This is a genomic window from Chromobacterium sp. CCUG 30098 (genome assembly GCF_059916605.1).
In genome coordinates, this window is record NZ_JAUCGS010000002.1 from 223110 (window position 1) to 237562 (window position 14453).

Below are 14453 nucleotides of genomic sequence, written 5' to 3' on the forward strand. Positions count from 1 at the left end.
ATTAAATTGGACATGCGGATTTTTATACATTTTTTTACTTGTCAAGCCGCGTGATGTTGTTACAATCCGCGCTCGTTTGCAGCTTTGCAAACCTACAATTCAATTGTTTCGCTCCGACATCCCAGGCCCACATAAAAGCTGTTCAGCCCGAAAGCCGCGCACTAAGGAGCGGGGTTATCCATCATAAGGATGCTCCTGCGGCTGGCTCATCGCTTTTTCGGCGGCGGCCTGGGCGCGTCCTTTGGAAATCCCTGTCCACCCATCATTGCGCGGGGTTCAGGGCTTTCCGTCAGTTCTTGAGGGGAAAACTCATGGCTTGGTCTGTGGCTGATAGCCGGGCGTTGTACGGCATCCGGCATTGGGGAGCGGGGTACTTCGACATGGGCGCCAACGGCAATATCGTCGTGCGTCCGAATGTGCGCCAAAACAAGGAAATCGACCTGCATCGCCTGGTGGGCGAACTGTCCGGCAAAGGCCTGGACCTGCCGTTGCTGGTGCGTTTTCCCGATATTCTGCAAGACCGCGTCACGCGTCTGTGCGCGGCCTTCGACAAGGCCATCGCCGAACAAGGCTACGGCAATCGTTATACCGCCATCTATCCGATCAAGGTCAACCAGCAAGAAGCGGTGGTGAAGAGCATCATCGCCACGCCGGACGTGTCCATCGGCCTGGAAGCCGGCTCCAAGCCGGAACTGATGGCGGTGCTGGCGCTGGCGCCCAAGGGCTGCACCATCGTCTGCAACGGCTACAAGGACCGCGACTACATCCGCCTGGCCTTGATGGGCGAACGTCTGGGCCACCAGGTGTTCATCGTCATCGAGAAAGAATCCGAAGTGGAGCTGGTGATCGATGAATCCCGCAAGCTGGGCATCCGTCCCAATATCGGCATGCGCGTGCGTCTGTCCTCGCTGGCGTCCAGCAAGTGGGCGGACACCGGCGGCGAGAAGGGCAAGTTCGGCCTGTCCGCCGGCCAGCTGATCTCCGCCGCGGACAAGCTCACCGCCGCCGGCCTGGCCGACTGCGTGCGCCTGATGCACTTCCACATGGGGTCGCAGATCGCCCACATCGGCGATTACCGCAGCGGCTTCGGCGAGGCCATCCGCTACTTCGCGGAACTGCGCGCGCTGGGCCTGCCCATCGACCACGTGGACGTGGGCGGCGGCCTGGGCGTGGATTACGACGGCACCCATTCGCGCAACGACAGCTCCATCAACTACGATATGGACGAGTACGCGCACGTGATCGTGTCCATGCTGTCCGAGTTCTGCGGCGAGAACGGCATTCCGCATCCGCGCATTCTGTCCGAATCCGGCCGCGCGATGACCGCCCACCACGCCGTGCTGATCATGAACGTGACCGATGTCGAGCGCCTGCCGGACGAAGTGCCGCAGGTGGACGACATCGCCGCCTTGTCGCAGCCGGTGCGCAAGCTGTTTGAACTGGTGCAGCTCAACGACGACGACCTGGTCACCGAAATCTACTACCGCGCCAGCCACTACGTGTCGGAAGTCACCGATCTGTACGCCGCCGGCCGGCTGTCGCTGAAGGAAAAGGCGCTGGCCGAGGACGTGCACGCCGCCTTGTGTCGCCGCCTGCACAGCCAGCTGCAAGCCAGCCAGCGTTCTCAGCGCCAGGTGTACGACGAACTGACCGACCGACTGGCCGACAAGTACTTCTGCAATTTCTCGGTGTTCCAGAGCCTGCCGGACACCTGGGCCATCGACCAGATTTTGCCGATCACCCCGCTGCACCGTCTGAACGAGCAGCCCACCCGCCGCGCGGTGCTGCAGGATCTGACCTGCGACTCCGACGGCAAGCTCAAGCAGTACGTGGACCAGCAGAGCATAGAATCCAGCCTGTCCGTGCACGAGGTGAAGCAGGGCGACGAGTATCTGATCGCCGTCTTCCTGGTGGGCGCTTACCAGGAAATCCTGGGCGATATGCACAATCTGTTCGGCGACACCGACTCGGTCAACGTCTATGTGCGCGACGGCGGCGAACTGGAGTTCTCCGGCGTGGAAGAGCACGACACCATAGAAGACATGCTGCGTTACGTGCACCTGTCGCCGGAAGACATCCTCAACCGCTACGAAGCCAAGTCGCGCGCCGCCGACCTCAGCAGCGAAGAGCGCAGCCTGTTCTTCGCCGAGTTCTGCCGCGGCCTGAAGCAATCGTCTTATTTGTCGGTCTGATCGACTGCTGGGACGGATCAAAACAGCCGGGCTGACGCCCGGCTGTTTTTGTTGGCGCCGCGTCTGTTGTCGAACAGACCGTTCTGTGCCGGATGACTTTAAGCAATTTCACTTATCGTCGTCTAAGTTCGTGTTTCTGATCGGATTTTTATCTGGATTTTACGCCGGGCGCGGCCGGTTTCGGGCCGGCGCTTGCAATACGGGCAAACCTTGCTAGTTTGAGAAAGCCAATAATTGATTGGCATAAACATGGGGGTTGCCATATGTCTTTCTCTAGCGTTCCTTACTTCCTCACCTATAGCCAAAACACCGCGCTGGGCATTACCGCCAAAGATTCGATGAGCGGTTCCCAGCTGTACCTGCAGCCCATCCAAGGCAACTTCCTGTCGCTGTTCAACATCGACTTCGCCAACGGCGTGTTCGCGCTGGCCACCAGCGGCAACCAGCTGGTGATCGACATTTCCGACCTGTCCAGCGGCAAGCCCTTGGTGCTGCGTCCGTACAATCCGTCCTCGCTCAGCCAGCAATGGGACCTGTTCTCCCGTCCGGGCTATATCTCCAGCCGTCAAAACAACAATCTGGTGATAGACAACCAAAGCCGCGGCGGCGTGGGCAGCCTGATCTGGCTGTACGAGTTCAACGCTTCGCCGGCTCAGCAATGGGCGCTCAAGCCGCTGACCTCGGCGCAACGCTCGGAGCTGGTGCTGGAAACCGCTTAATCAGCGAAGGGCAAAGATCGCGGCGGCGGGCGCAAAGAGTCTGTTCAAGGTCTCGCGAGCAAGGGCGAAACAAGGCGAAAACGGCTGAGAAAGCGGAATGTACGGTTGGTACATGAGCATTTCGAAGGGGTTTTCAACGCCGTCTCGCCAACGCGCAGCAGATCGTAAACAGGTTCTAAGGCTCGCCGCCGCTTTTTGGGTTCATGCAAGGAGCAAACGATGGGTTTCAGCAGCACTTCGTATTTCATCACCTCGGCCTATTTCCCGGATTACGCCATTGTGGCCGAGGATTCGATCAAGGGCTCCCGGCTCAGCCTGCAGCCGTTCCAGAACAATTTCGCCGCCTTGTTCAATATCGACTTCGACCGCGGGCTGTTCGCGCTGGCCACCAGCGGCAATCAATTGGTGATCGCCGCCAATGAAGTGGCCGACGGCTCGCCCTTGCAACTGGATCTGCTGCCGGAGCCCGCGCTGCTGAGCCAGCGCTGGGATGTGTTCTCCCAGCCCGGCAACATCGTCAGCCAGGCCGATCGCACCCTGGCCTTCGGCTTCGGCATGGAAAAAATCTTCCCGCCGGCCTTGCGGCTGCGCAAGCTGCATCCCGGCCGGCCGCCGATGTGGATTCTGCGGCCGATGACCGCGCCCGGCGGCTGAGTCCTCGGCGTCCGCCGCGCCTGGCGTCACGCGCGGCGGCCTTGTCAGGAGCGCAGCAACTGCTCGCGCACCCAGACGGCGGCCAGGCCCAGCGGCCGCCGCCGCGACCACACCAGATCGATGTGGCGCGCCTTGGGCCAGCCCGGCGCATGCAGTTCGCTCAGCCGGCCGGCGCCGAAGGAATCCGCCAGCCAGCGCGGCAACTCGGCCCAGCCGGCGCCCAGGATCGCCATTTCCAGCAGCATCAGATAGCTGGGCGCAAACCAGCAGCGCCGGCTCAGCGTGTCCGGCTTGCTTTCGGTGTAAGTGTTCAGCCGCAACTCCCGGTGGCCGCTCAGCGCCTGCCGGTCCACCTGCTCCAGCGCCGCCAGCGGATGGCTGCGCGCCACGTACAAAGCCACTTCGCTGACCTCGCCCAGCGTGGCGTGGCCGATATCGGCCGGGTACTGCTCCAGCGCCGCCATGCAGCCCAGGTGCGCGCGTCCGGTCTGGATCAAGTCCAGCACGTCGTCCTGCTCGCCCACCAGGCATTCCAGCTCCAAGGCCTCGAAGTGCCGTTCCAACTGCCGCGTCACCTCCTGAAAGCGGGATGACTGGTAGGTGTCGGACAAGACCAGGGTCAGCCGCGGCTCCAGCCCGGCGGTCAGCAACTGCGCCTGCTGGTTCAATTCATCGCCTATGGCCAGCATCTGCCGCGCATAGCCCAGCAGATGACGGCCGGCCTGGGTCAGCGCCGGCTGGCGGCTGCCGCGGTCGAACAACTGCACCGCCAGATCGATTTCCAGATTGGCGATGGCCTCGCTGATGGTGGACTGGCTCTTGCCCAGCCGCCGCGCCGCGGCGGAAAACGAGCCCAGTTCGGCGGCGTTGGCAAACGCCGCCAGCGCGTCTAGCGACATGCTCATATCGGTTTCTCCGATTTAACCCATCTTTATCCTATCCGAAAAACCAATAAAAATCGCGTCATTGTCTTGCCAATCAAGCCGCGGCGCAGCAGGTCGCACACCGCTTCCAAGCGCCGCGGCGGATCAAGGAGAATCGATGCAAGTAAAGAAATCCTGGCTGGAGCGCGCCTTCTACGCCGTGGCTTACGAACTGTGCGCCGTGATGTTGTTGATGCTCTTGGCCAGCTGGCTATTGAATCAGGACACCGCGCAGATCGGCGCGCTGGCCCTGATGATGACCACGGCGGCGATGTCGTGGAACATCGTCTTCAACGCGCTGTTCGAACGCGTGGAACGGCGGCGCGGCTGGACGCGGACCCCGGCGTTGCGGGCGGCGCACGCGCTGTTGTTCGAGGGCGGCTTGGTGATCTTGCTGGTGCCGCTGGCGGCCTGGTGGCTGGAGATCAGTTACTGGCAGGCCTTCTTGCTGGATATCGGCTTTTTCCTGTTCTTCCTGCCCTATACCTTTGTTTTCAACTGGCTGTACGACGGACTGCGCGCCAGCCTGTTGCGCCGCCTGAGCCGCGCCCGCGCCGGCATGGCTTGATGTATCGGTTTTATCGATGGTTATTATTTTTTAACCATCCGAAAAACCAATCAGAATAGCGACTATCTTGACGTTCACGATCTTGCGGACCATGGCGAGACAAGGCTTTGCGGCCGAGACAGCGGAATGCGCGAGCGCTTCATGCGCGTTTCGAAGCGGTCCTCAAGCCTCTGTCCAACAATCCCGCCGCGGCGCAGCGGATCGTGAACGGATTCTTTAAACGGTCATGATTGTGAAATAGTATGGACAAACAAAAATCCTGGCTGGAGCGAGGCTTCCACGCCGTGATGTACGAACTGTGCGCGATGGCCCTGCTGGTGCCCTTGGCTTCCTTGGTGATGGAACAAAGCCTGCTGCACATGGGCGCGCTGGCCTTCATGATGTCCACCGCGGCCATGTTGTGGAACGTGGTGTTCAATATGCTGTTCGACCGCCTGGAAGCGGCGATGGGCTGGAGCCGCACGGTGGGCGTGCGCTGCTTGCACGCGCTGATGTTCGAGGGCGGCCTGGTGTTCATGCTGGTGCCCTTGGCGGCCTGGTGGCTGAACGTCAGCTATTGGCAGGCTTTCTTGCTGGATTTGGGCTTCTTCGCCTTCTTCCTGCCTTACACTTATGTATTCAACTGGCTGTACGACGCCCTGCGCGCCAAGCTACGCGAGCGCGGCGGCAAGCCTTGCGCCGAACTGGAGTCTTGAATGAAAACCTGGTTGTTCCTGGCCGTCGCCATCGTCAGCGAGGTGATCGCCACCTCCTCGCTGAAGGCCTCCGACGGCTTTACCCGGATCGGCCCATCCTTGCTGACGGCCGCCGGCTATATGCTGGCCTTCTACATGCTGTCGCTGACCCTGCGCCAGATCCCGGTGGGCGTGGCTTACGCGCTGTGGTCCGGCGTCGGCATCGTGCTGGTCTCCATCGTCGGCTGGGTCATGTACGGCCAGAAGCTGGACGCGCCGGCGATGATAGGCATGGGCCTGATCGTGGCCGGGGTCTTGGTGATGAATCTGATGTCCAAGTCCGTGGCGCATTGAGTCGAGGCCCCGCTCTCGGCCCGCGCGGCGGAAGAGGGCGGAACGCAAAAACCGGCCGGGAATCCCGGCCGGTTTTGTTTTGCGCGCCGGACGCGGCTCAGTGCGTCTTGGGGTTGTGGAAGACCGGCTTGCCGGCCAGCCAGGTTTGATGCACCGGAATGTCGCGCAGCGATCCGGCCGGCACCGCCGGGTCCAGCGGGTCCTGTTCCAGGATGGCCAGGTCCGCCAGTTTGCCCGGTTCCAGCGAGCCGACGATGTGGTCCATATGGCACTGCCAGGCGGCGTCCAGCGTCACCGCGCGCAGCGCGGAGAGCCGGTCCAGACACTCCGCCGGATTCAGCGCCTGCCGCTCCGGGTCCGCCTCCATCACCCGCGTCACCGCCTGTTCCATCATCCGCAGCGTGCCCAGCGGCGACACGAAGTGATCCGAATGCAGGCTGATGCGCAGGCCGGCCTTGAGCGCGGACTGACAGCGGTCCAGCATCTGGGCGCGCTCGCGGCCCAGGATGGTGGTCTTGAAAGTGTGGCCCCAGTAACCGACGTGGCCGATCAGGAAGCTGGGCGACAGCTTCAGCCGCGCCATGGTGGCGATGCTGGCGTCGCTCAGCAGCGAGGCGTGTTCGATGCGCGAGCGCAGCGCCAGCTTGGGATTGGGCGCGCCGTCCTTGGCGTTTTCGTCGTATAGCGCCAGTTCGAAGGCGGCCAGCACGTAATCCACCGCCTGATCGCCGTTGGCGTGCACCAGCACCGGCCAGCCGGCGTTCAGCGCGCGCTGCAACTGGGCGGCGAAGGTGATGGGCGGCTCGAAGTTGAACAGGCCGCGCGGAGAGACATTGGGCACGCTGTGCTGGTTCGCGCAGCAATAGTCTTGCGATTGGTAGCCGGTCAGGCCCTGATTGGAGCCGTCGGCGATCAGCTTGAGCGCGCGGATGCTGAAGCGGTCGTCGTCGTGCGGAATGTGATTGGGCTGGAAGGTGTGCAGCCACTGCTCTTGCAGCCAGTCCTGGTTGGAGTACAGCGCCGCGCCGATGCGCACCGGCGCCAGCGGGCTTTGGGCGAAGGCGCGCAGCAGCGTGATTTCCAGCTGGCCCATGGCGGCGCCCAGGCCGGCGTCGAACAGCGTGGTCATGCCTCTGGACGCGGCCTCGTGCAGGATTTCCTGCAGCTTGCTCAGCAAGTGCGGAGCGGCCAGGCCGGGAATCACCGCCAGCACCTTGCCGACGTCGGCCTCGGTGGTGACCCCCTTGGTGTCGGGGTCCAGCCCGGCCAGCTTCATCGCCGGGGAGTTGGCGTAACCCAGGTGGCCGGAGGCGTTGATCAGGAAGATGGGCGTCTCGGTGCTGATCTGGTCCAGAAAGGGCTGATCCGGCTCCTGCCATTCCGTCATCAGCGAAGGGTCCACGCCAAAACCGGTCAGCCATTGCGGCGCGTCGGCGCGCGCGTGGCCGTGCCGGGCGGTCAGCTCGTTGCGCAGCTTCTCGGCAATCCAGCCCAGATTGTAGCCCGGGCGCAGGATCTGATCCTCGAAGGGGCTCAGATTGACCCAGTTGCGGTACAGCGCGCTGGGCAGGATGTGCATATGCGGGTCCACCATGCCCGGCAGCAGGGTCTTGCCGCGCAGATCGATCCGCTCCGCGCGCGGCTGGGCCTGCATATCGGCCTCCACCTGCCGCAGGCTGCCCACCGACACCACCTTGCCGTGGGCGACGCCCAGCGCTTCCACCCGGCCGGGCTGTCCGCCTTGCAGCGTGTAGATGGGGCCGCCGTGGAAAATGGCCGCGTCCTGATGCAGCGCCAGCTTGGCGCGCTCGGCGGCGACGCGGATCAGGCCGGACAGGCTTTCGGTCCAGTTGTGATGTTGCAAGGCGTCCAGCTGGGTGGACAGCCGGGGCAGCGTGCAGCACGCGCAGCCGGGTTGATGGGGAAGGGACATGGGCGCTCCTGTGCATGGCGTCGGGACGGCGCGGCGGCGCCGCGCACAGGGCGAATTGTATGCCGATGGCAAGGGCGCTAGGCTGACAAAAGCTGAGCAAGGCCCGGCCCGCGCCGGGCCCTTGCGGCGCCGCGCGCCTCAGACCGGCGGCGCCGATTCCGTCGCGCAACCCAGCTTGGCGTTCAGATACACCGGCGCGCCGGAGCGCCAGGTCTGCAGCACCGCGATATCGCGCAGATTGCTCACCGCCGGGTCCAGCGGGTCCTGCTCCAGCACCACCAGATCCGCCAGCTTGCCCGGCTCAAGCGAACCCACGACGTGGTCCATATGGCATTGCCAGGCGGCGTCCAGCGTCACCGCGCGCAAGGCGCTGAGCCGGTCCAGCCGTTCCGCCGGGTTCAGCGCCGGCTTGCCGCCGGCCTGTTCCGGCGCCGCCTCCATCACCCGGAAAATCGCCTGCTCCATCATGCGCAAGCCGCCCAGCGGGGTGACGAAGTGATCCGAATGCAGGCTGATGCGCAGGCCGGCGCGCTTGGCGGACAGACAGCGGTCCAGCAACTTGGCGCGCGCCTCGCCCAGAATGGTCTGCTGGAAGGCGTGGCCCCAATAGCCGACGTGGCCGATCAAGAAACTGGGCGACAACTGCAGCTGCGCCATCTGGGAAATGTGTTCGTCGGTCAATAGCGAAGCGTGTTCGATGCGATGGCGCAGCCGCGCGCCGGCGCAATCCGGGCGCAGCGGCGCGGACGGGTGATTCAGCGCGTGCTCGTAAGCCTGCAGCACCTCGTCGATGGCGCGGTCGCCGTTGGCGTGCACCATGGCCGGCCAGCCGTGCTCCACCGCCTGCCGCAAATGCGGGGTAAAGGCGCTGGGCGGGCGGAAATTGAACAGGCCGGTGGCCGGCACATTGGGCACCTGGTGCTGCGGATAGCATTTATAGGCCTCGGTCTGATAGCCGGTCAGCCCCTGGTTGGAACCGTCCGACACCAGTTTCAGCGCCTTGATGCTGAAGCGCTTGTCCTCCATGCCGTCCAGGTCCGGGCGGAACAGCCGCGTCCACTCGTCCATCTGCCGCGTCTCGTTGGAAAACAGCGCGGCGGCGATGCGCACCGGGTTCAGCGCGGTCTGGGCCACCAGGTCCAGCAGCAAGACCTCGAACACCCCCTTGCCGGAACCCAGGCCGGCGTCGAACAGCGTGGTGTTGCCCATCTTGGCCGCGCCGTGCAGCACCTGGCTGATGCTGGCGAGCAGCGTGGTCGGGGACGGGGAGGGCAGCGCCGGCATCATCTGCAGCACCTGCTCCTCCACCAGCACGCCCTTGCATTCCGGGCTGATGCCGGCCTTGGCCAGCGCCGGCGCGTTGGCGTAGCCGATATGGCCGGAAGCGTTCATCAGGAAAATGGGGGTCTGATCGCCAAACTGGGCGAACCAGTCCAGATCCGGCTCGGTCCACTCCCGCATCAGCGAGGGATCCAGGCCGAAACCCAGCACCCAGGCCGCGCCGTCCTTGGCCTTTTGCTGTTTCTTGGGGTCGGCCAGCGCCGCGCGCACCGTGTCCACCACCCCGGCGATGTTGTAATCCGGCTTCAGCGTCTGGCCGGAGAACGCGCCCACGTATTGCCAGGACGAGAACAAGGCGCTGGGCAGGATATGCATGTGGGGATCGACGAAGCCGGGCAGCAGGGTGCCGCCTTCCAGCGACATCTCCTCCGGTTTCTTGTGGCCGGCGGCGGCCATGGCCTGCCGCACCTCCTCGCGCGAACCCGTCGCCACGATGCGGCCCTTGGCGATGCCGACGGCGTCCACCGTCTGCCTCCCGCTGCTGGCCAGGGTATGGATGGGCCCGCCGTAAATGATCAGCGTCTGCGGCGGCGAGGGCGGCAACAATCGTTTTTCCTGCTGGCGGATCAGCCGTTTGGCCTCGTCCTGCCAGTCCGGCCGCTCAAACAGCTCATCGTGCAGCTGAGCCAACAAGGGAAGAGTGCAGCAGGCGCAGCCTGGACCGTGCGGGTGATGATGACTCATGGCGGATGTCCGGTTGAAACGCCGGCTCCGGGAGAAGCGCGGGGCCGCGCGCGAGGAACGGAAAAAGCGATGTCATTATAGGCGGCGTCCCGGCGCAAAAAAACGCCGAACTGGCCATTCGGGCGGGGGCGGGCCGCCGCGCCCGGCCTCGCGGCGCACAGCGGATTTTGAACCGGCTCTCAGCCGCCGCACACCTGATTGCGGCCGTGCTGCTTGGCGTGATACAGCCGCTCGTCCGCCAGCTTCAGCAGCCGGCTGACCTCGGGCATGTCGGACGCCGCCACGCCTATGCTCACCGTGTAGCGCAGCCCGCCCTTGGCGGTGGTCAGAATACAGCCCTCTATCGCCAGGCGTAGGCTTTCCAGCCGGCACACCATGTCCAGCTCGATGGGGCTGGGGCTGAGAATCACGAACTCCTCGCCGCCAAAGCGCGCCACGATGCCGTCCGGGAAAAACTGCTCCATCAGCCGCGCGGTGTTGCAGATCACCTGATCGCCCACATCGTGGCCGTATTGATCGTTCACCCGCTTGAAGTGATCGATGTCCAGCACCGCCACCCCGTAGCCGTTCTTCAACTGCATCACCTGCTCAAAAAAATGCCGGCGGTTGGACAAATTGGTCAGCGGGTCGCGGTCCGCGGTTTCCTTCAGGGATTCCAGGTTCTCCACAAACTCCACATTGCGGGTGACGCGGCAGAAGAACTCCTCAAAGTTAAACGGCTTTTGCAGGAAATCGTCCGCCCCGGCCTTGATGAAGCGCGTGGTCATGGTGGGGTCCTGGTTGCCGGAAATGCCGATGATGGCCAGGCGGTCGTGATCCAGGAAGCGGCGTATCGTGCTGGTCATGCGCACCCCGTCCATGCCCGGCATGTCGTTGTCGCTCAGCACCAGCTTGATGTGCTTGTCGCGGTGCAAGATCTCCAGCGCCTGCTTGGCGTCCTCCGCCTCCAGCACCTGGTAGCGGTGGCGCTCCAGGTTCTCGCGCAGAAACTGGCGGTAGGACGCGGAATCGTCCACCACCAACACCTTGATGCCCGGATTCTTGCGGATGCGGGTCAGCATCCGCATCACGTAATCAAAGGCCGCCGGGCTTTCCTTGCTGACGTAATCCACTACCGGCAACTGCAAGATGCGGTCGCGCACCTCGCCGTCGGTGCGCGAAGTCAGCACGATGGTGGGGATGGCCTCTTGAAACAGCAAGGGCAAATGCTCGCCGCCGGGCGAATCCGGCAAATTGTAATCCGCCACCGCGGCGAGGAAATGCTGGCCGGACGTCAGCGCCTCGCGCACCTCCAGCAGCGAACACACCGGCACCGGCGTAAGGCCGATTTCCTCCACCATGCGGCACAAGGGGCGGATCAACACCATGCTGTCTTCAATCACCAAAACGCGCGTTTCTTCGCTCATCGTCCGCATATCCCTTGCCTACCGCCTGATCCGCCCGCGCCGGCTCTCGGAGAACACTCCAAAACCGGGTATAATCGACCCATTTTTTCCATTCTAGAAGAACTACGATTCATCACCATGGAACTTGCCAAAAGCTTTGAACCCGGCGACATCGAACGTCGCTGGTACGATCAGTGGGAACAGGCCGGCTACTTCAAGCCCAGCATGGACACCGCCAAACCGTCCTTCGCCATCCAGCTGCCGCCGCCCAATGTGACCGGCACCCTGCACATGGGCCACGCCTTCAATCAGACTATTATGGACGGTCTGACCCGGTATTACCGGATGAAGGGCGACAACACCTTGTGGGTGCCCGGCACCGACCACGCCGGCATCGCCACCCAGATCGTGGTGGAGCGCCAACTGGCCGAGCAGGGCGTCAACCGCCACGACCTGGGCCGCGACGCCTTCACCTCCAAAGTGTGGGAATGGAAAGAGCAGTCCGGCGGCACCATCACCAGCCAGATGCGCCGCGTCGGCTGCTCCGTGGACTGGGACCGTGAATACTTCACCATGGACGACACCCGTGCCGAAGTGGTGACCGAAGTCTTCGTCCGCCTGTTCGAACAAGGCCTGATCTACCGTGGCAAGCGCCTGTCCAACTGGGACTCCAAGCTGGGCACCGCCATCTCCGACCTCGAAGTGGTTTCCGAGGAAGAAGACGGCCACATGTGGCACATCAAATACCCGGTGGTGGGAAGCGACGAGTTCGTCATCGTCGCCACCACTCGCCCGGAAACCCTGCTGGGCGACGTGGCCGTGGCCATCGCCCCGGACGACGAGCGCTATCAGCACCTGCTGGGCAAGCAGCTGGAACTGCCGCTCACCGGCCGCCAGATCCCGGTGATCGCGGACGAATACGTGGACAAAGAGTTCGGCACCGGCTTCGTCAAGATCACCCCGGCGCACGACTTCAACGACTACCAAGTGGGCAAGCGCCACAGCACCCAGCTCATCAACGTGATGAGCCTGGAAGCCAAAATCCTGGCCAAGGCGCAAATCTTCGGCTTCGACGGCAGCGCCCAGGGTGTGATCGAACTGCCGGCCGCCTACGCCGGCCTCAGCACCCAGGACGCGCGCAAAGCCATGCTGGCGGACCTGCAAGCCCAGGGCTATCTGCTGGACGCCAAGCCGCATAAACTGATGGTTCCGCGCGGCGACCGCACCGGCACCGTGATCGAACCGCTGCTGACCGACCAATGGTTCGTCGCCATGGACAAAGTGGCGCTGGACAAAGACGGCAATCCGGACCCCACCGGTCAATCCATCGCCGCCAAAGCCATTGAAGCCGTGGAAAGCGGCGAAGTGCGCTTCATCCCGGAAAACTGGGTCAACACCTACAACCAGTGGATGAAAAACATCCAGGACTGGTGCATCAGCCGCCAACTGTGGTGGGGCCACCAAATCCCGGCCTGGTACGACGAAGACGGCAATATCTACGTGGCCCGCAGCGAGGCCGACGCCCAGGCGCAAGCGCCGGGCAAGACCCTGCGCCGCGAACAAGACGTGCTGGATACCTGGTTCAGCTCCGCCCTGGTGCCGTTCTCCACCCTGGGCTGGCCGCAAGACACCCCCGAACTGCGCGCCTTCCTCACCTCCAACGTGCTGGTGACCGGCTACGAAATCATCTTCTTCTGGGTGGCCCGGATGATCATGATGACCAAGCACTTCACCGGCAAGGTCCCGTTCCGCGACGTGTACATCCACGGCATGGTGCGCGACCACGAAGGCAAGAAGATGTCCAAGTCCGAGGGCAACGTCATCGACCCGGTGGACCTGATCGACGGCATCGCGCTGGAACCGCTGGTGGCCAAGCGCACCACCGGCCTGCGCCGCCCGGAAAAAGCCCCGGCCATCGCCAAGGCCACGGAAAAGCTGTTCCCGGAAGGCATCCCGGCTTACGGCACGGACGCGCTGCGCTTCACCATGGCCAGCTACGCCACCCTGGGCCGCAGCGTCAACTTCGACTTCAAACGCGCCGAAGGCTACCGCAACTTCTGCAACAAGCTGTGGAACGCCACCCGCTTCGTGATGATGAACGTGGAAGGCAAGGACTGCGGCCAGGACGAAAGCCTGCCGCTGGAGTACTCCTTTGTTGACCAGTGGATCATCGGCCGCCTGCAACAGGCCGAGATCGACGTCACCAACGCGCTGGAAACCTACCGCTTCGACATCGCCGCCCAGACCATCTACGAATTCATCTGGAACGAGTACTGCGACTGGTACGTGGAACTGGCCAAGGTGCAGCTGCAAACCGGCAACGAAGCCCAGCAGCGCGCCACCCGCCGCACCATCGTCCGCGTACTGGAAGTGGCGCTGCGCCTGACCCACCCGCTGATGCCCTTCATCACCGAAGAGCTGTGGCAGACCGTGGCCCCGCTGGCCAACGCCAAGACCACCCCGTCCATCATGCTGGCCCCGTGGCCGGTGGCGGACGCCGGCAAGATCAACGCCGCCGCCAACAGCCGCATGGACGCGTTCAAGGACATGGTCAACGCGGTGCGCAATCTGCGCGGCGAAATGGGCATCGGCCCGGCCGTCAAAGCACCGCTGTTCATCGAAACCGGCGACGCCACGGTGGCGGACTTCGTGCCCTACCTCAAGCTGCTGGCGCGGCTGACCGAAGGTTCCATCGTGGCCGCGCTGCCGGAAGACGACGCCCCGGTGGCCATCTCCGGCGACGCTCGCCTGATGCTGAAGGTGGAAGTGGACAAGGCCGCGGAAACCGCGCGTCTGAGCAAAGAGCAGGGCAAGGCGGAAGCCGAACTGGCCAAGCTCACCGCCAAGCTGGAGAAGCCGGGCTATGTCGACAAAGCCCCGGCTCACCTGGTGGAGCGCGACAAGGCGCAGTTGGCTGAGCTGAACGACAAGCTGGACAAGATCAAGGTGCAGTTGGCTAAGCTTAAATAACTAAAAAATATTCTTTTGAGCACGCCGCAAGGCGTGCTTTCTTTTCGGGATTGTAT

Annotated in this window: 11 protein-coding genes; 7 read left to right on the forward strand and 4 right to left on the reverse strand. The window is 63.5% G+C overall.

All coding sequences use genetic code 11. From position 1 onward, the window contains the following. Positions 1–311 precede the first annotated feature (311 nt). The 3 genes from speA (at position 312) to QUG03_RS06680 (ending at position 3565) form a co-directional block, all read left to right on the forward strand. Positions 312–2192: an arginine decarboxylase gene (speA, locus tag QUG03_RS06670; RefSeq protein WP_107799347.1), complete on the forward strand. Its 1881-nt coding sequence runs from the start codon at positions 312–314 to the stop codon at positions 2190–2192. A gap of 263 nt (positions 2193–2455) precedes the next feature. After that, positions 2456–2911 (forward strand): ricin-type beta-trefoil lectin domain protein, encoded by a 456-nt coding sequence (locus QUG03_RS06675; RefSeq protein WP_107799346.1) that lies wholly within the window; start codon positions 2456–2458, stop codon positions 2909–2911. Positions 2912–3130: 219 nt separating this feature from the next. After that, positions 3131–3565: a hypothetical protein gene (locus QUG03_RS06680; protein WP_500819686.1), complete on the forward strand. Its 435-nt coding sequence runs from the start codon at positions 3131–3133 to the stop codon at positions 3563–3565. Between the two features lie 44 nt (positions 3566–3609). On the opposite strand, the gene QUG03_RS06685 is transcribed toward QUG03_RS06680, so the two are convergent. After that, on the reverse strand, positions 3610–4470 hold the full coding sequence (locus tag QUG03_RS06685) for a LysR family transcriptional regulator (RefSeq protein WP_107799344.1): 861 nt from the start codon (positions 4468–4470) through the stop codon (positions 3610–3612). A 136-nt stretch (positions 4471–4606) separates the two neighbouring features. Between QUG03_RS06685 and QUG03_RS06690 the strand changes: the two genes are divergently transcribed. The 3 genes from QUG03_RS06690 (at position 4607) to QUG03_RS06700 (ending at position 6084) form a co-directional block, all read left to right on the forward strand. Further along, positions 4607–5056 carry a multidrug/biocide efflux PACE transporter gene (locus QUG03_RS06690; RefSeq protein WP_107799343.1) on the forward strand — a complete coding sequence of 150 codons (450 nt, stop codon included), beginning with the start codon at positions 4607–4609 and terminating at the stop codon, positions 5054–5056. A 242-nt stretch (positions 5057–5298) separates the two neighbouring features. After that, positions 5299–5751 (forward strand): multidrug/biocide efflux PACE transporter, encoded by a 453-nt coding sequence (locus tag QUG03_RS06695; RefSeq protein ID WP_107799342.1) that lies wholly within the window; start codon positions 5299–5301, stop codon positions 5749–5751. Further along, positions 5752–6084 (forward strand): DMT family transporter, encoded by a 333-nt coding sequence (locus QUG03_RS06700; protein ID WP_081544619.1) that lies wholly within the window; start codon positions 5752–5754, stop codon positions 6082–6084. Positions 6085–6181: 97 nt separating this feature from the next. Here QUG03_RS06700 and QUG03_RS06705 read toward each other — a convergent pair whose 3' ends face one another. The 3 genes from QUG03_RS06705 to QUG03_RS06715 all read right to left on the reverse strand — a co-directional run bounded on the left by QUG03_RS06705 (position 6182) and on the right by QUG03_RS06715 (position 11448). Further along, positions 6182–8017: an amidohydrolase gene (locus tag QUG03_RS06705; RefSeq protein ID WP_500819687.1), complete on the reverse strand. Its 1836-nt coding sequence runs from the start codon at positions 8015–8017 to the stop codon at positions 6182–6184. 138 nt (positions 8018–8155) lie between these two features. Beyond that, positions 8156–10042: an amidohydrolase gene (locus QUG03_RS06710; protein ID WP_107799340.1), complete on the reverse strand. Its 1887-nt coding sequence runs from the start codon at positions 10040–10042 to the stop codon at positions 8156–8158. A 179-nt stretch (positions 10043–10221) separates the two neighbouring features. Then, on the reverse strand, positions 10222–11448 hold the full coding sequence (locus QUG03_RS06715; protein ID WP_107801778.1) for a diguanylate cyclase: 1227 nt from the start codon (positions 11446–11448) through the stop codon (positions 10222–10224). 117 nt (positions 11449–11565) lie between these two features. On the opposite strand from QUG03_RS06715, the gene QUG03_RS06720 reads away from it, so the two are divergent. Further along, positions 11566–14397 carry a valine--tRNA ligase gene (locus tag QUG03_RS06720; protein WP_500819688.1) on the forward strand — a complete coding sequence of 944 codons (2832 nt, stop codon included), beginning with the start codon at positions 11566–11568 and terminating at the stop codon, positions 14395–14397. Positions 14398–14453 lie beyond the last annotated feature (56 nt).